This is a genomic window from Amycolatopsis sp. NPDC058340 (assembly GCF_042723975.1).
In the GTDB taxonomy this organism is placed as follows: Bacteria; Actinomycetota; Actinomycetes; order Mycobacteriales; family Pseudonocardiaceae; genus Amycolatopsis.
Genome location: NZ_JBHXIB010000051.1, coordinates 19837 through 39206, shown reverse-complemented (window position 1 = coordinate 39206; position 19370 = coordinate 19837). Strand labels below are relative to the sequence as shown.

Genomic DNA, 19370 nt, shown 5'->3' with positions numbered 1-19370 from the left:
TCGAATCACCCGGCCACTGAGGATCACGGCCGAGCGCCGCCTAAAACGCGGTCAGGATGATCCGGGCGGTCCGCGGGTCCCCGTCGTGCACCAGCGACTCGAAGTGCCCGACGTCGTCGAAGGCGAATCCGTACGCCTTCCCGTCGACCATCTGCTCGTGCACGATCCGCGAGTAGTGGTCGGTCACGGACTGCTTGTAGAACTGGCCCGCGTCATACGTCGGCTGCGTGTGCAGTGAGCCGAGCGTCGAGCGGTGCAGCGCCGCGCACAGCGTCCGCGCGATCGGGCCGACGACCTGGTCGTTCGGCGCGTGCAGCCGTCCGTCGCAGTTGAAGACGTCGCGGGTGCTCGGCTTGCTGAACGACGCGACCTCGGCGCCCGAAGTGTCGGTGAAGCGCATGACGTCGTCCCCGCCGGTCCGGCCGGTGAACTTCTTGCCGGGTTCGGCCTCGAACGGGACCACGGTGAGCGGGGTCGACTTGTAGGTGTTCCAGGCGCTCGTGACGTAGCCGTCGAGGTAGTTCCCGCTGAACTTGCCGGTGTCGAGCCCCTTGCCCGGCGCGAGGACCCGCAGCCGGTTGTACACCAGGTTCGAGAATCCGGACTGCCCCTGGACGGCGTTGAAGATGTCCTCGCGGCCGCCGGGCTTCAAGCGCCCGGCCTCCTTGTTCGCGCCCGCGCCGTTGGTCAGCCCGACGGCGTGCGGCACGCTGAACATGTCGACCTGCGAGCTGTTGATGAACAGCCCGCCGTTGTCGTAGGTGAATTCGCTCCAGTCGAACAGGATGTCGCGGTTCGGGTCGCCGTCGGCCCACGGCGCGGGCTGTACCAGGCCGTCCGGGGTGAGGAAGAACTTGATCTTCTGCCCGAACGACATGTAGACCCGGCCCGAGAGCATGCGCGGGATCCGCAGCGTGGTCGAGCCGCCGTTGCCGGGGCCCGCGATCGAGACGTCCGGCGCCGGGCTCGGCGGGTTCGAGCCCGCCGGCCACGGGGTGAAGGCCCCGGAGGCGTTGACATAGCCGAGTTTCCCGGTGTTGAGGTTCGTGCCGAGCACGTAGAGGTGGACCGCGTCGGAGCGGTTCGAATTGTTCGTCACGGTCAGCGGCAGCGGATCGGGCCCCGCGGCTGCCGCGGTGGACGCCGAAAGCGCCGAAACACCGCTGACCAGGGGGAGGGCGACCGCCAACGCGGTCAAAACGCGCCGGATTTTCTTGCGGATGCGCACAGTTCACTCCTCGGCGGAATCCCGCCGCGGAACGTGGACGCGCCGCGGCGGTGCTTGCGGATGTCGGCCGGGGGCGCGTTCCCGGCCTGGGCGTGACCTTGGCGAGGGGTCTCAGCACGGGAAGTTACGTCGCGGGACGCCGACTTGTCCAGACCACTGGTGGGAATCTGTCCGGTTTTCCGCCGGGACGGACAATTCGTGGCGGACCTTCGCCGATTGAGGTGGCCGGGTTCCTCGACTACCGTTGTCCGGGTTCCGTCCTGGACCCCGGCGGCCGGGTTTCACATCCGTGGGGAGCGGGACATGAGCGACGAATTTCCGATGCGAAGAACCGGCGGCGAGACGTGGATTTCCGCCGCGGGCTGGGACGCCCTCGCCAAGGCCGCGGCGGACGGCGAGCCGCACGGCATGGACGATCTCATGTGCGCGGTCGCGGCGTGGGCCCGGCAATACTCCGACGCCCGCCTCGGAGGGCACGAACTGACCTATCTCGAACCGGCCGACGTCGCACAGGAGATCTGCCTCGCGGTACTGGTCGCCGTCCCCGGGTACGGCCTGCGCGGCGGTTCGTTCCTGTTCCTCCTGCGCGCCATCGCGGCGAACAAGGTCGCCGACGTCTTCCGGAAGGCGGCGCGGAGCAGGCAGGTGCTGACCGGCGAACTCCCCGAACGCCCGGCCGGGGCCGCCGACGAACCGGAGCAGCGCGCGCTGCGGACCGACCTCGGGGTCCGGCTCGGCAGGCTGATGCGGACGCTGCCCGTCTCCCATCGTGAGGTGCTGGGGATGCGGGTGATCGGCGAGCTGACGTCGAACGAGACCGCGGCCGCGCTCGGTACGACGTCGTCACGGGTGCGGGTGACCAAACATCGCGCGATCAGCAGGCTGCGGGCCTGCGCTCAGCGCCAGGACGCCTTGAGCTGAATCCGGATCAACAGCCGGACCAACGGATTCTCCCGTTTGGCGCGGGTTTCGAGAATGCGAACGCACATGGCCCCTCCAGAGCTCGCCGTCGAGCACCGTTGCCGAGGGCCGGGACAAGCGGTCTCGGCTTCCACCCTAGGCGCGGGCCGGTGGGCCGGAACCGGCTGAACGGACCATTGGTGGCCACGCGCGGCGTCCATTCGGCTCTTCGGGCTACTGCATTGGTGCCGAGAAGTCGTTGAAAGCGCGGCAAAGAGACGAAACCGTGCGAGGATGGTGGTGGCGCGCGAGCGCGCCGTTCGCTCCGGCCCCCGGTGGTCTCGTCCGAAACCGGACACGCCCGGAGGCATGCCATGATGTTCCAACGGCATGATCGCGCCGCCCTGCTCTGGTCGAAGATGCGTTTTCTCGCTTCGGAAACCGATTCGGTGGTGACGGTGGAGCACGCCTGCGTCGTCTGCGGGGAAGTGCTCGAGGCGGCGGGTGTCGGGCTCACGCTCGCCACCGGAACGGGTTTGCCGGAGCCGGTATTCGCCACCGATGCACGCAGCCGCGGATTGGAAGAGCTGCAGTTCACCTTGGGCGAAGGACCGGCATTGGACGTTTCGCGCGGCGGTATGCTCGTCGCCGTAACCGATGTGACCAGTTCGGAGGCGACACTCCGATGGCCGGTGTTCGCGCCCGAGGCGATCGACGGCGGCGTGAAATCGATCATCGCGGTGCCGATCCAGGTCGGTGCGATCACTTTGGGTGCTGTCGACTGCTATCGCGAATTCGCCGGGTTCCCTTCGCGGGAGAGCCTGGCGAAGGCGTTCGTCTGCGCGGAGGCGGTCATCACCCTCGCACTGGCCGAGACCGGTGGGCCGGTTCTCGGCGAATTGATCGATCGTGAATTCACCGAACACCGCGCCCGGGTGCATCAGGCCGCGGGTGTGGTGTCGGCCCAGCTCGAAATCGGGCTTCCGGACGCGCTCGCCCGCCTGCGCGCCTACGCCTACGCCAACGACCGGAAGCTCGACGAGGTCGCCGAGGACGTGGTGCGGCGCCGCGTCACGTTCCGGCACGAGCCATGACGGATGTGTGCGATAAGGAGATACCGGAAAGATGACCGACCTGGCGGCCGACTTGAGGGAAACCTTCGTGCAGCTGGCCGACACCCTGGTGGACGACTTCGATCTCGTCGAATTCCTCGACGTGCTCGCGTTCAGATGTGTCGAACTGCTCGGTGTCCGCAGCGCCGGGCTGGTGCTGGCCGATCCGCGCGGCTCACTCACCTTGGTCGCCGCGTCCGATGAACAGACCCGGTTGCTCGAACTGTTCCAGCTGCGGAACTCCGAGGGGCCGTGCCTGGACTGCTACCAGGACGCCGAACCGATGGCCTGCCCGGATCTGACGGATGTGCGGGGAAGATGGCCGAAGTTCGCACAGGAGGCGGAAAACGCCGGATTCCGTTCCGTGTACGCGTTGCCGATGCGGTTACGGGAGGAAGTGATCGGCGCGCTGGGCCTGTTCGGCGCCGGCCCCGCCTCGCTCGACGACGAGGGATTGCGGCAGGGACAGGCACTCGCGGACGTCGCCACGATCGGCATCCTGCACCACCGTCTGCTGCGACGGCAGGAGATGATCACCGCGCAATTGCAGACGGCGTTGAACAGCCGGGTGATCATCGAACAGGCGAAAGGCGTTCTCGCCGAACGGCTCCGCGTTTCGGTCGGCGACGCGTTCGGCGTATTGCGCGCGTACGCGCGGAGCAACAACCGCAAGATCCTCGCCGTGGCGAAGGGGATCATCGACCGAACCGTGGAAATCCCGCGCTGAACGATACCGTTTCGGCGCTTGTCCGGCTCTTGCCCATTCCTAGACTGGATGGGTGTTCTCCCTGGAACAGCTGGTGAGTTTCGTCGCGGTGGCCGAGGAATTGCACTACGGCCGGGCGGCGGAGCGGCTCTCGATGACCCAGCCGCCGTTGAGCAGGCGGATCCAGCTGCTGGAGCGCGAACTGGGGGCCGAGCTCTTCGACCGTACGCACCGCGCGGTCCGGCTGACCCCGGCCGGCCGGGTTTTCCTCGCCGAGGCAAGGAAGATCCTGCGTTCGTCGCACGAGGCGACGCTGTACGTCCGCCGCGTGAAGAAGGGCGAGGTCGGTGTCGTCACGCTCGGGTTCACCGCCACGGCGGCGTATTCGTATCTCGAACGGGTCATCGCCGCGGCGAACGCCGAAGTGCCGGGTGTCGATCTCGTGCTCCGGGAGATGGTGACGGCGGCGCAGGTGGAGGAGTTGCTGGCGGGCGGGATCGACCTCGGGATGATCAGGCCGCCGGTCGGCGGCGCCGACATCGTGACCATGCCGCTGTGGCGGGAACCGCTGCTCGCCGCGCTGCCGTCGGCGCATCCTTTGGCCCGGCGAAAGAAGAATCCCGACGTCCGCGACTTCGACGGCGAACCGTTCATCATGTATTCGCCGTCGGAAGGACGGTATTTCCACGATCTGCTCGTGGCGGTGTTCCGCGCCGCCAGGGTGTCGCCGGAGTACACGCAGTACCCCTGCCAGGTGCATACGGTGCTCGCGCTGGTGAAGGCGGAACTCGGGGTCGCGCTGGTGCCTGCCGCTGCGGGCGCGCTGCGCTTCGACGGTGTCGTGCTCCGTCCGGTGGACGGGGTCGAGGGCCGCCCGGTGGAACTCGACCTGATGTGGCGGCGCGGCAACGGCAATCCGGCGCTCGGCGCGTTGCTCACCGCTGTGGGCAACCTGACGCGGCGCGGGCGTCAGTCCACTGTGGACTGATTCGGCCAGGCGTCGCCCCATTCGGTGTCGCGGGCCGCGCGATAGGCCGGGCCGTGCCGTTTGGTGACGATCTTCTCGGTGAGCCCGGACTCGGCGCACAGGGACAGGCTGACCATGCCCTTGCGTTTGGCCGGATGCCGCAGGACCCGGGCGCCGGCACGTTCCGGCGCCGTGCGGGAGGCGACGACGTAGGAGAACTTCTCGTCCTCGAAGCCGAGCGTCCCCGATTTGAGCTGCCGGTGCAGGCCCGTGCGCGGGAGGCGTGCGGAGAAATGGCACCAGTCCTTGCCGCGCGGGATCGGGCACGCGCCCTCGTGCGGACAGGGTGCGACCAGGGAGAGCCCGAGTCCGACGAGCTGATCCCGCGCCGCGACGATCCGCTCGTAACCCGCGGGGGTCCCGGGTTCGATCAGCACCACCATCGAGGACTTCGCCGAAAGCCAGCGGACGGTGTCGCCCCGGCGAGCCTCGGGCAGCTCGCCGAGGACATAGGAGAGGGTCACCAGATCGGCCTCGGGCGCGGGCGCAGCCGGGTCGATGAGGCCGCGTCGCCACGTCGAGCCTCGGACGGCCTTGTCACCCGCGTTCTCCGCGAGCCTCCGCCCCAGCGCGATCGCACCGGGGACCTGCTCGACGACGGTGCTCTCCTCCAGCGACGGCCACACGTCGGCCGCCGCCCAGATCGCGGCGCCGGTCCCGCCGCCGATGTCGATCTGTGTCCGCGGAGCGAACCCGGGAGCGCGAAGGGCGGCTTCGGTGAGAACGGCGTGTACGGCCGCGTATGTGGCCGGCATCCGGTAGCCCGCGTACGCCGCGATGTCCGCTTCGGACGAGAGGATGGGCGCGCTCGCGGGGGCGTTCTCGCGGTAGCGCGTGCTGAGCCGCTCGACGGACTGCGTCAGCCTGTTCTGCGGGTACTTGCCCAGCTCCTCGTCGAGGGCGGAGCGGAGGGTTTCGGGGAGTGCGGACACGGTGGCAGATTAGATCGAGTCGCGCGAAGCGTGTCCTTCGAGGGTGGGTGGCGGGGATGAGGCGGCAGCATGGGTGGTTGACCTGCGGTTTTCCGGCTGCTCGAATACTCGCGGAAAAAAGTTCGGGGACCGTGTCGAAACCCGGGGTGCCCGATCGACGCGTAGATGTGGCAGGGACGAGCCCCGCCGGGAACGGAGACTTCGGATGCGGTTCATGGTGATTGTCAAGAGCGACGAGAAGACCGACGTGGCCGGTGCTCAGCCGAGTGCCGAGGAGCTGCAGGAGATGGGGAAGTTCAACGAGGAACTGGTGAAGGCCGGCGTCATGCTCGCGGGTGAAGGCCTGCTCCCCAGCGCCGAGGGTTTCCGCATCCAGTACTCCGGCACCACCGAGGCGCGCGTCGTCGACGGGCCGTTCGCCGAGAGCAAGGAACTCATCGCCGGTTTCTGGATCCTGCAGGTCAAGGACCGGGCCGAGGTTATCGAATGGATGAAGCGCGCGCCGTTCCGCGAGGGCGAGATCGAGATCCGCCGGATCGCGGAGATGGAGGACTTCGACAACGCGACCCCGGAGATCGTCGAGCACGAGCAGAACCTGCGGAAGCAGGCCGAGCAGAACTAGGTGCCCAGGGTTGCGGTCGTCGCGCCGACGCTGTTGATTGGTCGGCGTGACGGCTACGACAGACTCCCGTTCGGCGATCGACGCGGTGTGGCGGATCGAATCGGCCCGCCTCATCGCCGGACTCGCGCGGATGACGCGCGACGTCGGCCTCGCGGAGGAGCTGGCGCAGGACGCGCTGGTCGCCGCGCTCGAACAGTGGCCTGAGTCGGGCGTCCCGAGGAATCCGGGCGCCTGGCTCATGACCACGGCGAAACGCCGGGCCGTCGACACCTTCCGCCGCAACGAGCGGTACGAGAAGAAGCTCGGCGAGATCGGCCGCGAGCAGGAGTACGAGGAGGAACCCGACTTCACCGCGGGCCTCGACGATCACATCGAGGACGATCTGCTGCGGCTGGTGTTCACCGCCTGCCACCCGGTGCTTTCGACCGAGGCCAGGGTGGCGCTGACGCTGAAGATGATCGGCGGGCTGCAGACGCACGAGATCGCGCGGGCGTTCCTGGCCAAGGAGACCGCCATCGCGCAGCGGATCGTGCGGGCGAAGAAGACGCTCGGCGACGCCAAGGTCCCGTTCGAGGTGCCCGAGGGGGCGGACAGGGTCGCGCGCCTTTCTTCGGTGCTCGAAGTCATCTACCTGATCTTCAACGAGGGGTACTCGGCGACGGCGGGCGAGGACTGGATGCGGCCCGCGCTGTGCGAGGAGGCGCTGCGGCTCGGGCGGATCCTGGCCGGGCTGATGCCGAAGGAACCCGAGGTGCACGGGCTCGTCGCGCTGATGGAGATCCAGGCTTCGCGATCCGCCGCCCGCGTCGGGCCGAACGGCGAACCCGTGTTGCTGATGGACCAGGACCGGACGAAGTGGAACCGGATCCTGATCGGCCGCGGCCTCGCCGCGCTGGAACTCTCCGAGTCGCTCACGGGCGGCGCTTTCGGCGTCTACGCGGCGCAGGCCGCCATCGCCGCCTGCCACGCGCGGGCGCGGACGGGCGAGGAGACCGACTGGGCGCGTATCGCCGTCCTGTACGAAGGGCTCGGGAAGCTGAACCCGTCGCCGGTGATCGAACTGAACCGTGCGGTGGCGTTGTCGATGGCCGTCGGCCCCGAGGCGGGGCTGGAGATCGTCGACAAGCTGACGTCGGAGCCCGCGCTCAAGTCGTACCACCTGCTGCCGAGCGTGCGCGGAGACTTCCTGTCGAAGCTCGGCCGCCTCGACGAGGCCCGCGCCGAGTTCGAACGCGCGGCGGAGATGACCGGGAACGACCGGGAGCGCACCCTGCTGCTGAACCGGGCCGCCGAGTGCACCCCTCGCGATTAGTCCTCTGAATGCGGTGGTTCGCGCCACGAACTACCGCATCCAGAGGACGAAACGCGTCAGGCGGGGGCCGGGCGAAGCGCGGTCAGAGCGCGGTGCTGGCCCAGCCGGACCGCCTGGACGGAGCAGCCGAGCGCGAGCGCGGTGTCGTCGGCGGAAAGCCCGACGAGCGACCGCAGCACCATGATCTCGCGCTGCTGGCCCGGCAGCCCCGAAAGCGGGTTCGGCAGTTCGGCGGCGGTCCGGTGGAAGTCTTCGACCAGGCCGTGCGCGACGTCGTAGGCGAACGCGAGCAGTGCGCGCGCACCGGGGGCCCTGGCGAAGATCTCGCGGCAGCTGTCCCTGGCGACCGCGTCGGCGATGTCATAGGTACCCGAACGACGGCCGATCCGCGCCCGGCAGTAACGCACGACCAGGACGCGGACGGCGTCGACGAGGTTCGAAGTCGTCTCCATCCGCCCGTCGGCCTCCTCCGACCGCCGCGAACCGTGTCCTTCCATCGGCTCCCTCTCCCACCTTTCAGATGAGCACGGCCGGAGGGGAGGGAGGTACGGTCTTTTTGCCCACACGGGTGGGTCATGCCTCGATGAAGACGATCCGCTCCGGCTCGATCGTCAGGTTCACGGTCTGCCGTTTCACGTTCACCAAGGTCTCGAATTCCGTCGCGTGCCCGTCCGGGACGGTGAAGAGGCGGTCGTTGCGGGAATCGAGGAAGTCGGAGAAGCCGCTCAGCGAGACCCCGCCGCTCTCGTCGAGCGCGAGGTAGTCGACGAGTCTGCGGAACAGTTTCGGCAGGATCACCAGTTCGTCGGCGAGTTGCCGCCGCGACGCGAGCTTGAACCCGGAGTTCGTGACGTCCTGCGGCCACAGCCCGAGCCCGTTCTGACGGGCCTTGACCGCGGCTTCGGCCAAGGCGTCGCGGAGATCGGGATAAAGCAGCGAATAGAACGTCGGGTAGACGAGGCCGTCCGCGACCTGCCGGTAGTTCGCGGAGTTCTTCAGCGTTTTGACGTCGAGATGGACCTTGGAAAGGTCCGCCGACCGGCCCGGCCGTTGCCCGGGAAAGGCGAACGCCACGGCTCGTCCGTATTTGTCGGCGAATCGCGTCAGTATGTGACCCGGTACCTTGATCGGGGCCGACGAAGTGACCGTTCCCCGCTCGTCGCGTTCGACCGTTTTGAAGCCGAGGCACTTCAGCAGGTTCGCCGCGGCGGCGTCGGCGAATTCCGCGGGCTGGTGCCACATCCCGCCGGTTCCCCTGGCCTGGTAATGCGTTTCGAGCGCGTCGATCGCGTCGAGCCGCAGCTGCATCCCGCCCCGCGAATTGAGCCGGACCTTCAGTCCCGCCTTCTTGGTCGCCTGCGGGTCTTCGGGATAGAACCGCACCGAATCGCCGTCCGGTGAGGCTCCGACAAGCTGGAACGTACCTTTGATCAGCGTCATGGGCATGAGGACAACGGTAGTTCGCATTCCGGTGGGTGAACCACGCGTTCATCCATCCAGCCCAATGGCCGGTTAAGATCGGGTGACCATTGTGGACATTCTCGAATTCACGTTCACGACGGGATCATGAACCTCAGCACGGTCGCCTGAAGCAACGAGATCACCCCGACCACGGCGGTCAGCGCCACGGACCACAGGAAGGTCTGCCGCAGTAGCGCGCCCTCCTTGCCGGACTGGCCGATCGCGGTGGCGCCGATGGACAGGTTCTGCGGCGAGATCATCTTGCCCATCACGCCGCCGGAGGTGTTGGTCGCGCCGGCGAGGATCGGGTCGACGTGCAGTTGCTGCGCCGAAATCACCTGCATCGGCCCGAAGAGACTGTTCGTCGACGCGTCCGAGCCGGTGAGGAAGACGCCAAGCCAGCCGATGTAGGCGGAGAACAGCGGGAACAGCACCCCGGTGGTCGCGAGTGCGAGCCCGAGGGTCTGCGTCGCACCCGAGTAGTTCATGACGAAGGCGATCGCGAGGATCATGAAGATCGTCGCCAGCGCCCACCGCATCTGGTGCAGTGTCCGGCGGTAGGTCGCGAGCAGCAGCCGCGGTTTCGCGCCCATCGCGAACCCCGCCACGATCGCCGCGATCAAGGCCACCGTTCCCGGTGAATAAAGGAAGTCGACGGTCAGCGTCGCCGCGTACGGCGTGTCCTTGGGCGTGATCGGCGCGTGCTGGACGACCTCCTTGTGCAGCCCCGGCCACGCGAACACCCAGTCGGCTTTGTGCAGCAGCTTCGTCAGGTCCAGCCACTCGGGCAGGTTCTTGAAGATCGTGCCGATCCGGGAAAGGAAGATCGCCGCGATCAGCACGATGTACGGCGCCCACGCGTACAGCGCGCCGCGTCCGGCCTTCGCCGCGCCGAGACTCGACCCGGCCTTCACCGGCTCTTCGCCGTCGAAACGCCAAACCGCCGACGGCTGCCAGAACCGGGTCAGTATCCACAGCGAGGCCATCGCGGCGAGCGCGGCGACGACGTCGACGAGGCTCGGGCTGATGAAGTTCGAGGTGACGAACTGCATGACCGCGAACGACAGCCCGGCCGTCAGCACCGCGGGCCAGACCTCGATCATCCGCTTCCAGCCCGCGAGGACCACGATCAGGAAACCGGGGACGATCAACGCCAGCAACGGGAGCTGGCGCCCGACCATCGACGAGAACAGTTCCGTCGCCTGCTCCTGTTTCATGCCGAGGATCGGCGCGGTCAGCCTGCCCAGCACGATCAGCGGGTTGCCGAGGCCGCCGAACGCGACCGGCGCGGTGTTCGCCAGCAACGCGAGCACGACCGCCTTCACCGGCGGGAAACCGAGCGCGGCCATCATCGCCGCGGTGATCGCGATCGGCGAGCCGCCACCCGCGATGCCTTCCAGCAGCGCGCCGAAGCCGAACGCGATCAGCAGCGCCTGGAGGCGGCGGTCCTCGCTGAACCCGGCGAGGACCGCTTTGATGTCGTCGAACCGTCCGGTCGCGACGGTGACGTTGTGGAAGTACACGGCGTGGAACGCGATCCAGGCGACCGACCACACCCCGAACACGAGCCCCATGGCCGCGGAATCGAGGGCGAGCCCGGCGGGCATGCGGTACAGCAGTACCGCGACCAGCAGCGCGGTGATCAGCGCCAGCCCGGCCGAGAGCTGCGCCGAACGGCGCAGGACTCCCAGCGTCACCAGCAGCACGATGATCGGCAGCGCCGCCAGCGCGGCGGACAGCCACAGCCCGCCCGCGGGCTGGTAATCCTGGAGCCAGCCCACTTCAGGCCCTTTGCGCCCGGACGTAACCCAGGCGGAGTGACAGCGCGGCGGCGGTGCCTGCCACCGTCGCGCCGAGTTCGTCGGTGCGGCGGAGCACGCGGCCGGCGGGGCCCGCGACGCTGATCGCGGCGATCGGCCGTCCGGTGTGGTCGCGGACGGCGGCGGCCACGCAGCCCACGTCCGGTTCGTTCTCGACGTCGTCCACGGCCCAGCCGCGACGGCTCGTCCTGGCCAGGTCGTCGAGCAGCCGGACGGGGTCGTTGATCGTCTTGAGCGTGAGGCTGTCGAGTTTCATCCGGCGGATGCGTTCGACACGGTCCTGTTCGGGCAGCGCCGCCAGCCAGGCCTTCCCCAGCGATGTCGCGTGCTGCGGACGGCGGGTGCCGAGGCGGCAGGCGAGGGTGACGGCGTTGGCACTGCGTTCGGTGGCGACGTAGACCATCGTGTCGTTGTCCGGCACCGCGAGATACGTCGTCTCACCGCTCCGCTCGGCGAGCGACGCGAGGTAACGCGGCGCGCAGCGGTGGAGGTCGGTCGCCGCCATCGCGCGGGCGCCGAGTTCGACCAGCCGGGTGCCGAGCCGTACGCGGCCGGTGGCGCGATCGGCTTCGAGGTATTCGAGGTTCTTGAGGGTGCCGACGATGCGGTAGGCGGCGCTCCGGGAGAGACCCAGTTGCCTGGCGATCGCGTTGGTGGAAATCTCCTGGTTCTGGCCGACGTGCTCGAGAACCGCGAGACCGCGCTCGAGTGTGCCGCTGGAATCCAGCCCGCGTGGTGTGCCCACTTCGCCCTCCGTAGGACCGGGGTGCCGATCATCGGCACCTGTTTCCGCTAAGCGGATTCGGACGTTAACAGCTGGGCCCACCCTTGGGAAGGTTTCTTAACAAACTGACGACCGGACAAGTTTTCCCAGCTCGCGGGCTTCCCGTCAAGATCACCGGTTTGGACCAATCCGTTCGGCGGGTCCGATTCGGCGTATGACTTCAGAGGTCATTTTTCTGTTCACGGACATGAAAGAACCCTCGCCGGAAAATCGCGGCGAGGGTTCGGGGCGGAGTCCGTTTCTAACGCACCGAGAGATTCGCGACCGCTCGGACGACGGCCGTGCACCGGTCTTCGACGTAGTCCAAACCGGCTTCTTCGGCGATCCGGCGGGACTCGGCGGAGACGATGCCCTGCTGCAGCCAAAGCGCCTTCGCGCCGATCGCGACGGCCTGTTCGGCGATCGGCGGGGTGTCGGCGGACGGGCGGAAGACGTCGACCAGGTCGACGGGCTCCGGGATGTCGGTGAGCGAGCGGTAGACCTTCTCGCCAAGCAGTTCGTCGGCCGACGGATGGACGGGGATGATCCGGAACCCGTGTGCCTGCAGCACGGCGGCGACCCCGTGCGAGGCCTTGGCCGGATCGCGGCTAAGCCCCACGACGGCGATCGTCTTCGATCCGGCGAGGATCTCGGTGGCGCGATCGGTCATATCCGGTACAACCACGGCGGGTGGCCGCGAATTCCTAAAGAGGGCGGGGAGGCGTTCCGGCACCGGCGGTTTCGCCGGCTTCCGCCGCGAGCCGTCCGGCTGAACACGGGTGTCGTCCATCCCGGCACGTGTGTCGTCCGCCTGATCACGCGAAACCGCCGCCTAAAGCTTCCAGAGCCGCAGGCCGCGCACCCGGTACACCGGCCAGACGACGTGCCAGGCGCGGCGCCGCAGGAAGACCGCGGAACAGGTGAGGACACTGCGCGCGGACGTCGTCGCGACGTCGTGGCGGTCCGGCCAGATCTCGCCGTGCCGCCCGGCGGCGATCCGGAAGACGTTGACCAGGCCGCGGCCCTGCAGGTCGAATTTCGCGCCGGTGTCACCCGAATCCGGCTTCAGGGAAGCGATCTCCGGGCCGAACGCGGCGGCGGGCGCCGGTCCCGCGTCGGCGGGAAGGTCACCGACGGTCGCCGAGACGGCCTTGCCGTAGAGACGCCGGGTGTAGCGCTGGAGCAGCAGCCGCTCCCACAACGGCAGGACCCGGCGATGTTTGAGCAGCGCCGAACACTCCGCGTGGCCGATGGCGAAGATGTCGGTCAGCTCGTCGTAGGCGTTGTGCGCGGTGGGCTCGTTGAGGTGCACCCGCACCTCGTAACGGATACGCGCGGTGAGCTCGTCGAGCTCCTCGCGGCGGTCGATCCTGGTCTTCGCCCGGGAGAGCGTCCAATCGGACATGGGTGCAGGCTAGGTGATGATCGGGGTCGTGCGAGGCCCTTTCGGCCTAATCAGTGTCCCCGGAGGCGAGGTCTACAGATCTTTTCGGCCGGAGGCCTCGGATTTGCGGAGGCGGGCCGCTGACGCGGCAGGGTGAGCGGCAAGGCTGTGCCGCGGCCCGGCTACGGGAATCCGAAAGCGCGCCTTCAAGAACTCGGCCTGATCTGTCGCGTACCGGCCAGTGGAACGGCCGTCTTGTGCGGCCCCCGGAGAGGAGGCAGAGTCCGACTGGTCGGAAGGAGCCCATGGACGCCAGCACGCTGCAGGAGGCCGCGGCCGCGCTGCTCAGCGCGTACGAGACCGGCAAGCCGATCGCGCCCCTCATCGAGACCTATCCCGCCGCGACGCTGGAGGACGCGTACCGCGTCCAGCAGCGGCTCGTCCGGCACTGGGCCGAACGCGGCGACGGCGTACGCGGGCACAAGGTCGGCCTCGCCTCCGCCGCCATGCAGCGGCAGATGGGTGTCGACCAGCCCGACTACGGCCATCTGACCGCTTCGATGTTCCACCTCGAACACCAGCCGATCCCGATCGGCGGGTTCCTGCAGCCGAAGATCGAACCGGAGATCGCGTTCGTGCTCGGTTCGCGGCTGCGCGGCCCCGGCGTCACGGTGGCGGACGCGCTGCGGGCGGTGGACTTCGTCGTCCCGGCGCTGGAGATCGTCGACTCCCGGATCCGGGACTGGAAGATCAGCATCGTCGACACCATCGCGGACAACGCGTCTTCGGGCGGTGTCGTACTCGGCAGCAGGCCGACCGCGATCGGCGACGTCGATCTGCGGCTGGCGGGCTGCGTCCTGCACCAGAACGGCGAGATCGCGGCGACCGGCGCCGGTGGCGCGGTGCTCGGCTCGCCGGTGAACGCGCTGGTATGGCTCGCGAACACGGTCGGCCCGCTCGGTGTCGCGCTCGAACCGGGGCATGTCGTGCTGCCGGGTTCGATGACGCGGGCGATCCCGGTGAAACCGGGCGACACCGTCGTCGCGACGATGGCGGGGCTCGGCAGTGTCACCGCGAAGTTCTCCGGGGAGGAACGGCCGTGAGCCTCGATGTGCGGGAGGCGGCGGAAGCGCTGCTGTCCGGGGAAGAACGCGAACCGCTGACCGACGCGTGGCCGGATCTGGACGTCGGCACCGCGTACGCGATCCAGGACGAGGCGCTCCGGCTCAGACTGGAGCGCGGCGAGACGCTGATCGGCGTGAAGCTCGGCCTGACCTCGCGAGCGAAGCAGCAACGCATGGGCATCGACTCGCCGTTGCTCGCCTGGCTCACCGACGCGATGGTGCTCCCCGCCGGGGTGCCCGTGCCGTCCCTGATCCACCCTCGGGCCGAGCCGGAGCTGGTTTTCGTTCTGGGACAACGCCTTTCGGGCCCAGGCGTGACCGCGGCGACCGCGATGGCGGCGGTGGACCGCGTCTATGGCGGCGTCGAGGTCATCGACAGCCGTTACCGCGACTATCGCTTCGCGCTGCCGGACGTCGTGGCGGACAACGGTTCTTCCGCGTACGTCACGCTCGGGCCGGTGGGCGCGGAGCCGTCTTCGCTGGATCTCTCGCTGGAGGCGGCCCTGCTGGAGGTCGACGGCGCGATCGTCGACACCGCCACCGGGGCGGCGGTGCTGGGGCATCCGGCGGAAGCGCTGGCGCTGGCGGCCAACGCCCTCGGTGCGCGCGGGCGCGCGATGGAGCCGGGCTGGCTCGTGTTCACCGGCGGGATGACCGACGCGGTCGACGTGCGGCCGGGTGCACGGGTGGCGGCGCATTTCTCGCATCTGGGCTCGATCACGCTCGCCGGGGCTTGACGCGGGAGCCTCAACTGTCTTCGCGAAGTGGCTTTCGCAACGTCAGCGGCCTGCCCGCCCCGCCAGCCACGTTGCCTCACCCCGCGATGACGTCGGCGCGGTCGGCAGTCCGGACCAGGCCGCGCGTCAGCCGGGGCCAGATCGCGCGCGGCAGGTCGTGCCCCATCCCCGGCACGATGTCCACTTCGGACTCCCGGAGCGCGCGGGCCGTCGCCAGGCCGCCGGAAACGTGCACGAGCGGATCCTTCGAACCGTGCACGACGAGCGCGGGCATCTTGAGTTTCCGCAACGCGCGGAAGCGATCCCGGCTCGAAACGATCGCCGCCAGCTGCCGCGCCGTCCCGCCGGGGTCGACGCCGCGCTCGAACGACCGCTCCGCGCGCTCACGCATCCGGGCCTCGTCGAAGGGGTAACCGGGCGAGCCGATCACGCGGAACGTGCGCACCAGCTGCTCGACGTACTCCTCGCGGCCGCGAGGGGGCGCCGACAGCAGCATCGCCATCGCCTTGGCGCTGGGCCGCCCGACGAACCGGCTGCCGGTGGTCGACATGATCGACGTCAGCGACCGCACCCGCGACGGGTACTCGATGGCCAGCGTCTGCGCGACCATCCCGCCCATCGACGCGCCCACGACATGCGCGCTCGCGACGCCGAGCTCGGTGAGCAGCCCGGCGGCGTCGCCCGCCATGTCCGCCAAGGATTACGGCGCCGTGCGGAGCGTGTACGCGAGCGGCAGGTTCACCCGGCCGGTCATCCGGCTGGAGCGGCCGGCGTCGCGGTTGTCGTAGCGGATGACGAAGAACCCCTCGGCCGCGAGGTTCTCGCAGAGCTCGTCGTCCCACCAGATCATTTGGGAGGCCAGGCCCATGATCATCAGCAACGGCCTGCCGTCCGGCGAGCCGAACGTCTCGTGACACAGCTGGACGCCGTTCACTTCGGCGATCTTCTCCGGCATCACGCCAGTGTGACTACTCCCCGCGAGACGCGCGAGCCTGGATTTCGTAAAGCTCGTGGTAGAGCCCTCCTTCCTCGCTGAGTTCGGCGTGCGTGAGGACTCGGTACCAGCGACCTTCACCTCCCAGCCGCCATGGGCTACTCTCTCGCTAGAGCGATCTATCAAATCGCAAGGGGGCGAACATGGAAGCTCTTCGCGGCCAAGGACTCACCGCACTACGCCTGATCCTGGCCTTCACGCTGCTGACCACCACGTTGCACTACGCGCACAACGTGCTCAGGGCGGCGGACTACCCGCAGGTCGAGGGGATTTCGGTGGGCATGGCCGCCACCTTGGTCGTCGTCGCGTACGTCGTCTTCACCGCGTTCGGCGCCGCCGGCTACCGCGACTACCTGCGCGGACGCTATTGGCGGGCGCTCGCGTTCTTGATGGTCTATTCGCTGTCCGGTCTCGCGAGCCTCGGCCACTTCCTGGTCGCCGTGCCGCGGATCCCGGCCTTCTGGTTCGCCACGATCTACACCGACCTGGCCGCGGCGCTGCTGCTGTGGGCCTTCGTGACCTGGGCGGCGACGAAGCTCAACCGTGTCCCCGCGGCGGTCGGTCCCCGTACGTGATGCGGTGGGGCGCGGCGACCCGGTTGATCTTCGCCGGGTCGATCGCGCCATCGGTGAACACGGCGGGCCCCGCCTCGAACAGGTCTTCCAGGTAGTGCTCCCAGCCGCCGGGTGACGAGATCTGCAGAACCCGGGGCGGCTCGGAGATCCGGCGCAAGGCATGCGGGACGCCGCGCGGCAGCAGGACAAAAGTGCCCTTCGTCGCGATGTGGCTCTCGTCGTCGAAGTCGATGCCGAGTTCGCCTTCGAGGACGTAGATGCACTCGTCGGCCTCGTGGTGCACGTGTCGTGGGATGTCCACGGCGAGGGTGACTTCGAGCAGCGAGAACCTCGTCTCGGTGTCTTCGGTCATCGCCTTGACGCTGAACGCGGGCGGCAGCGGGACGCGGCCGGGCCGCGACTTACCGGGTTCGAGCAGGAGAAAACGATCCTTCGACATGGTATTCTGCCTCCCAATCGGAAACGGACTCCGTTTCCACTTAAACGCGAGGGAGGCGGGTTGTCAACCAAGCCGCGAGCGGACGCGGAGCGCAACCGGGCACGGGTGATCGACGCCGCGCGCGCGTTGTTCGCCGAACGCGGGGACGACGTGCAGATGCCGGAGATCGCCCGCGCGGCCGGTGTCGGCGTGGGGACCGTGTACCGGCACTTCCCGGATCGGCATGCGCTGGTCGAGGCGGCGGCGGAGCACCGGTTCGCGGAGATCGAGCAGTACGCCAGGACGCACTGTTTCGGTGAGGATTCCGGTCTGGAGCGCTATTTCCGGTACGTCGGCGAGGTGCTGGCCGTCGATCGCGGCCTCACGGCCGCCATCGACTCGGCCCGCGGGCGGCCCGGGAGCGAGCCGCGCGGTTCGGCGCGCGAGCGCCTCGAAACGGTGGTCGCCGAGATCATCGCCCACGATCAGGCCGCCGGTCGTCTCCGATCGGATTGCACGGTCGCGGACGTCTATCTGCTGGTCGGAGCCCTGTCGTCGGTCATTCGCAAGGGTGCCGACTGGGTCCGTTTCCTCGATCTGCTCCGTGACCAACTTTCTACATAACATTGACGCTGATCAGTGCTATGTAGACAATCGGAAGGGTGACGCGGACCACATCGGTGACGTTCGAACGTCATCCCAGCGGCTACCGGCACTGGAAACTGACCACCGACGGCGACGTCGCGTGGCTCGAACTCGACGTCGACGCGGACGCCGGCCTCGTACCGGGTTACGAGCTCAAACTCAACTCGTACGACCTCGGCGTGGACATCGAGTTGTACGACGCCACGCAGCGGCTGCGGTTCGAACATCCCGAGGTCCGCGTGGTCATCGTGACCAGCGCGAAGGACAACGTCTTCTGCGCCGGCGCGAACATCCGCATGCTGGCGTCGTCGTCGCACGAGTGGAAGGTGAACTTCTGCAAATTCACCAATGAGACCCGCAACGCCATGGAGGACGCCACCGCGTACTCGGGTCAGCTCTACGTCGCGGCGGTCAACGGCACCTGCGCCGGCGGCGGCTACGAGATCGCGCTCGCCTGCGAAAAGATCCTGCTGGTCGACGACAACTCCTCGACCGTCGCGCTGCCGGAGGTGCCGCTCCTCGGCGTCCTGCCCGGCACCGGCGGGCTCACCCGGGTGGTCGACAAACGCGGCGTGCGGCGGGATCTCGCCGACGTCTTCGCCACTCGCCCCGACGGGGTGAAAGGCCGGACCGCCGTCGACTGGCGGCTCGTCGACGAACTCGTGCCGCGACAAGGTTTCCGCGAAGCCGTGCTGGCCAGGGCGAAGGAATTCGCGCGGTCGAGCGAGCGGCTCGACGGCGAAGGTGTCGAACTGAAGCCGCTCGAACATCGTTATGTCGACATCGCCCGCGGCAAGTCCGAAGCGACGATCACCGTCAAGGGCCCTGAGGACGACGACGGCTGGCTGCTGGACGTCACGCGCGAACTGGACGACGCGATCCTCCGCCTGCGCACCAACGAACCCGAACTCGGGACGTGGGTGCTCCGCACGGAAGGCGATCCGGCGAAGGTCCTCGAACACGAACGCGCCGTGTTCGACGCGAAAGACTGTCTGAGCAACGAAATCGTCCATTACTTCAAGCGGACGCTGAAGCGGCTGGACGTCACCAGTCGCAGCCTCATCGCCCTCATCGAGCCGGGAAGCTGCTACGCCGGGCTCCTGCTGGAACTCGCGCTCGCCGCCGACCGGCAGTACATCTTGGACGGTCCTCCGATCGACGACGAAGACAGTGAAGAACGTGCGTCGATCACATTGTCCGAAGCCAACTTCGGCCGCTTCCCGATGGGCAATGGCTTGACCCGTCTCGAATCCCGCTTCTTCGGGGATCCGGAGCACGTCACGAGGCTCGCGGAGGTGTGCGGCAAAGCGTTGAGCCCGGCGGAGGTCGACGAACTCGGCCTGGTCACCGACGCCCCGGACGACCTCGACTGGGAGGACGAGATCCGGATCGCGCTGGAGGGCCGGGCTTCGCTCAGCCCGGACGCCTTGACCGGAATGGAGGCGAATCACCGGTTCGTCGGCCCCGAAACACTGGAAAGCAAGATCTTCGGCAGGCTCGCCGCCTGGCAGAACTGGATCTTCACTCGTCCGAACGCATCCGGTCCAGAGGGTGCGCTGCGTCGCTACGGTACCGGTCAGAAGGCCGTCTTCGACAGGAAGCGGGTTTGA

General features: G+C 68.3%; 22 protein-coding genes. 11 read left to right on the top strand and 11 right to left on the bottom strand.

What is annotated here, in order from left to right; all coding sequences use genetic code 11:
* Positions 1-40: 40 nt before the first annotated feature.
* Positions 41-1228 (bottom strand): glycoside hydrolase family 64 protein, encoded by a 1188-nt coding sequence (locus tag ACFWIW_RS34915; RefSeq protein ID WP_378372376.1) that lies wholly within the window; start codon positions 1226-1228, stop codon positions 41-43.
* A gap of 303 nt (positions 1229-1531) precedes the next feature.
* Here ACFWIW_RS34915 and ACFWIW_RS34910 point away from each other — a divergent pair, with 303 nt between their 5' ends.
* From ACFWIW_RS34910 to ACFWIW_RS34895, 4 genes are all read left to right on the top strand, one after another.
* Positions 1532-2149 carry a sigma-70 family RNA polymerase sigma factor gene (locus ACFWIW_RS34910; RefSeq protein WP_378372375.1) on the top strand — a complete coding sequence of 206 codons (618 nt, stop codon included), beginning with the start codon at positions 1532-1534 and terminating at the stop codon, positions 2147-2149.
* A gap of 353 nt (positions 2150-2502) precedes the next feature.
* A complete protein-coding gene (locus ACFWIW_RS34905; RefSeq protein WP_378372374.1) occupies positions 2503-3222 on the top strand; it encodes an ANTAR domain-containing protein in 720 nt (239 codons plus the stop codon).
* 31 nt (positions 3223-3253) lie between these two features.
* On the top strand, positions 3254-3967 hold the full coding sequence (locus ACFWIW_RS34900; protein ID WP_378372373.1) for a GAF and ANTAR domain-containing protein: 714 nt from the start codon (positions 3254-3256) through the stop codon (positions 3965-3967).
* Between the two features lie 52 nt (positions 3968-4019).
* On the top strand, positions 4020-4934 hold the full coding sequence (locus ACFWIW_RS34895) for a LysR substrate-binding domain-containing protein (protein ID WP_378372372.1): 915 nt from the start codon (positions 4020-4022) through the stop codon (positions 4932-4934).
* On the opposite strand, the gene ACFWIW_RS34890 is transcribed toward ACFWIW_RS34895, so the two are convergent.
* Positions 4916-5905 carry a small ribosomal subunit Rsm22 family protein gene (locus tag ACFWIW_RS34890; RefSeq protein ID WP_378372371.1) on the bottom strand — a complete coding sequence of 330 codons (990 nt, stop codon included), beginning with the start codon at positions 5903-5905 and terminating at the stop codon, positions 4916-4918. The two genes, ACFWIW_RS34895 and ACFWIW_RS34890, sit on opposite strands and share 19 nt — an antisense overlap.
* 205 nt (positions 5906-6110) lie before the next feature.
* On the opposite strand from ACFWIW_RS34890, the gene ACFWIW_RS34885 reads away from it, so the two are divergent.
* The gene (locus tag ACFWIW_RS34885; protein ID WP_378372370.1) at positions 6111-6527 is read left to right on the top strand and encodes a YciI family protein; all 417 of its coding nucleotides are present in this window, start codon (positions 6111-6113) and stop codon (positions 6525-6527) included.
* Positions 6528-6564: 37 nt separating this feature from the next.
* The gene (locus tag ACFWIW_RS34880; RefSeq protein ID WP_378372369.1) at positions 6565-7839 is read left to right on the top strand and encodes an RNA polymerase sigma factor; all 1275 of its coding nucleotides are present in this window, start codon (positions 6565-6567) and stop codon (positions 7837-7839) included.
* Between the two features lie 56 nt (positions 7840-7895).
* Here ACFWIW_RS34880 and ACFWIW_RS34875 read toward each other — a convergent pair whose 3' ends face one another.
* The 6 genes from ACFWIW_RS34875 to ACFWIW_RS34850 all read right to left on the bottom strand — a co-directional run bounded on the left by ACFWIW_RS34875 (position 7896) and on the right by ACFWIW_RS34850 (position 13288).
* Positions 7896-8336: a sigma factor-like helix-turn-helix DNA-binding protein gene (locus tag ACFWIW_RS34875; RefSeq protein WP_378372368.1), complete on the bottom strand. Its 441-nt coding sequence runs from the start codon at positions 8334-8336 to the stop codon at positions 7896-7898.
* A gap of 76 nt (positions 8337-8412) precedes the next feature.
* On the bottom strand, positions 8413-9285 hold the full coding sequence (locus ACFWIW_RS34870) for a nuclease (RefSeq protein WP_378372367.1): 873 nt from the start codon (positions 9283-9285) through the stop codon (positions 8413-8415).
* A gap of 107 nt (positions 9286-9392) precedes the next feature.
* On the bottom strand, positions 9393-11081 hold the full coding sequence (locus tag ACFWIW_RS34865; RefSeq protein WP_378372366.1) for an L-lactate permease: 1689 nt from the start codon (positions 11079-11081) through the stop codon (positions 9393-9395).
* Between the two features lies 1 nt (position 11082).
* A complete protein-coding gene (locus tag ACFWIW_RS34860) occupies positions 11083-11865 on the bottom strand; it encodes an IclR family transcriptional regulator (protein ID WP_037335451.1) in 783 nt (260 codons plus the stop codon).
* A gap of 280 nt (positions 11866-12145) precedes the next feature.
* Positions 12146-12553, bottom strand: coding sequence for a CoA-binding protein (locus tag ACFWIW_RS34855; RefSeq protein WP_240599363.1), 408 nt, complete (start codon positions 12551-12553; stop codon positions 12146-12148).
* Positions 12554-12715: 162 nt separating this feature from the next.
* Positions 12716-13288, bottom strand: a complete 573-nt coding sequence (locus ACFWIW_RS34850) for a hypothetical protein (RefSeq protein WP_378372365.1) — start codon at positions 13286-13288, stop codon at positions 12716-12718.
* Between the two features lie 284 nt (positions 13289-13572).
* Between ACFWIW_RS34850 and ACFWIW_RS34845 the strand changes: the two genes are divergently transcribed.
* Both ACFWIW_RS34845 and ACFWIW_RS34840 read left to right on the top strand, forming a co-directional pair.
* Complete coding sequence (locus tag ACFWIW_RS34845) at positions 13573-14370, top strand: 2-keto-4-pentenoate hydratase (protein WP_378372364.1); 798 nt, start codon at positions 13573-13575, stop codon at positions 14368-14370.
* Complete coding sequence (locus tag ACFWIW_RS34840; protein WP_378372363.1) at positions 14367-15128, top strand: 2-keto-4-pentenoate hydratase; 762 nt, start codon at positions 14367-14369, stop codon at positions 15126-15128. Before ACFWIW_RS34845 ends, ACFWIW_RS34840 begins: the two co-directional genes overlap by 4 nt.
* Before the next feature lie 76 nt (positions 15129-15204).
* Here ACFWIW_RS34840 and ACFWIW_RS34835 read toward each other — a convergent pair whose 3' ends face one another.
* Both ACFWIW_RS34835 and ACFWIW_RS34830 read right to left on the bottom strand, forming a co-directional pair.
* Entirely contained in the window at positions 15205-15816 is a 612-nt protein-coding gene (locus tag ACFWIW_RS34835; RefSeq protein ID WP_378372362.1) for an alpha/beta fold hydrolase, read from the bottom strand.
* Between the two features lie 12 nt (positions 15817-15828).
* Positions 15829-16083, bottom strand: coding sequence for an alpha/beta fold hydrolase (locus tag ACFWIW_RS34830; protein ID WP_378372361.1), 255 nt, complete (start codon positions 16081-16083; stop codon positions 15829-15831).
* A gap of 182 nt (positions 16084-16265) precedes the next feature.
* Here ACFWIW_RS34830 and ACFWIW_RS34825 point away from each other — a divergent pair, with 182 nt between their 5' ends.
* Positions 16266-16697 (top strand): hypothetical protein, encoded by a 432-nt coding sequence (locus ACFWIW_RS34825; RefSeq protein ID WP_378372360.1) that lies wholly within the window; start codon positions 16266-16268, stop codon positions 16695-16697.
* Here the strand turns inward: ACFWIW_RS34825 and ACFWIW_RS34820 are convergent.
* Complete coding sequence (locus tag ACFWIW_RS34820; RefSeq protein WP_378372359.1) at positions 16660-17136, bottom strand: cupin domain-containing protein; 477 nt, start codon at positions 17134-17136, stop codon at positions 16660-16662. The genes ACFWIW_RS34825 and ACFWIW_RS34820 overlap by 38 nt on opposite strands.
* A gap of 60 nt (positions 17137-17196) precedes the next feature.
* On the opposite strand from ACFWIW_RS34820, the gene ACFWIW_RS34815 reads away from it, so the two are divergent.
* A complete protein-coding gene (locus ACFWIW_RS34815) occupies positions 17197-17739 on the top strand; it encodes a TetR/AcrR family transcriptional regulator (protein WP_378372358.1) in 543 nt (180 codons plus the stop codon).
* 38 nt (positions 17740-17777) lie between these two features.
* On the top strand, positions 17778-19370 hold the full coding sequence (boxC, locus tag ACFWIW_RS34810; RefSeq protein ID WP_378372357.1) for a 2,3-epoxybenzoyl-CoA dihydrolase: 1593 nt from the start codon (positions 17778-17780) through the stop codon (positions 19368-19370).

What these genes read in the sequence shown, in the direction of transcription:
- ACFWIW_RS34910 (WP_378372375.1), top strand. Translation starts at nt 1,532, where the DNA reads ATGAGCGACGAATTTCCGATGCGAAGAACCGGCGGCGAGACGTGGATT.
- ACFWIW_RS34905 (WP_378372374.1), top strand. Translation starts at nt 2,503, where the DNA reads ATGATGTTCCAACGGCATGATCGCGCCGCCCTGCTCTGGTCGAAGATG.
- ACFWIW_RS34900 (WP_378372373.1), top strand. Translation starts at nt 3,254, where the DNA reads ATGACCGACCTGGCGGCCGACTTGAGGGAAACCTTCGTGCAGCTGGCC.
- ACFWIW_RS34885 (WP_378372370.1), top strand. Translation starts at nt 6,111, where the DNA reads ATGCGGTTCATGGTGATTGTCAAGAGCGACGAGAAGACCGACGTGGCC.
- ACFWIW_RS34875 (WP_378372368.1), bottom strand. Translation starts at nt 8,336, where the DNA reads ATGGAAGGACACGGTTCGCGGCGGTCGGAGGAGGCCGACGGGCGGATG.
- ACFWIW_RS34870 (WP_378372367.1), bottom strand. Translation starts at nt 9,285, where the DNA reads ATGCCCATGACGCTGATCAAAGGTACGTTCCAGCTTGTCGGAGCCTCA.
- ACFWIW_RS34855 (WP_240599363.1), bottom strand. Translation starts at nt 12,553, where the DNA reads ATGACCGATCGCGCCACCGAGATCCTCGCCGGATCGAAGACGATCGCC.
- ACFWIW_RS34850 (WP_378372365.1), bottom strand. Translation starts at nt 13,288, where the DNA reads ATGTCCGATTGGACGCTCTCCCGGGCGAAGACCAGGATCGACCGCCGC.
- ACFWIW_RS34845 (WP_378372364.1), top strand. Translation starts at nt 13,573, where the DNA reads ATGGACGCCAGCACGCTGCAGGAGGCCGCGGCCGCGCTGCTCAGCGCG.
- ACFWIW_RS34835 (WP_378372362.1), bottom strand. Translation starts at nt 15,816, where the DNA reads ATGGCGGGCGACGCCGCCGGGCTGCTCACCGAGCTCGGCGTCGCGAGC.
- ACFWIW_RS34830 (WP_378372361.1), bottom strand. Translation starts at nt 16,083, where the DNA reads ATGCCGGAGAAGATCGCCGAAGTGAACGGCGTCCAGCTGTGTCACGAG.
- ACFWIW_RS34825 (WP_378372360.1), top strand. Translation starts at nt 16,266, where the DNA reads ATGGAAGCTCTTCGCGGCCAAGGACTCACCGCACTACGCCTGATCCTG.
- ACFWIW_RS34820 (WP_378372359.1), bottom strand. Translation starts at nt 17,136, where the DNA reads ATGTCGAAGGATCGTTTTCTCCTGCTCGAACCCGGTAAGTCGCGGCCC.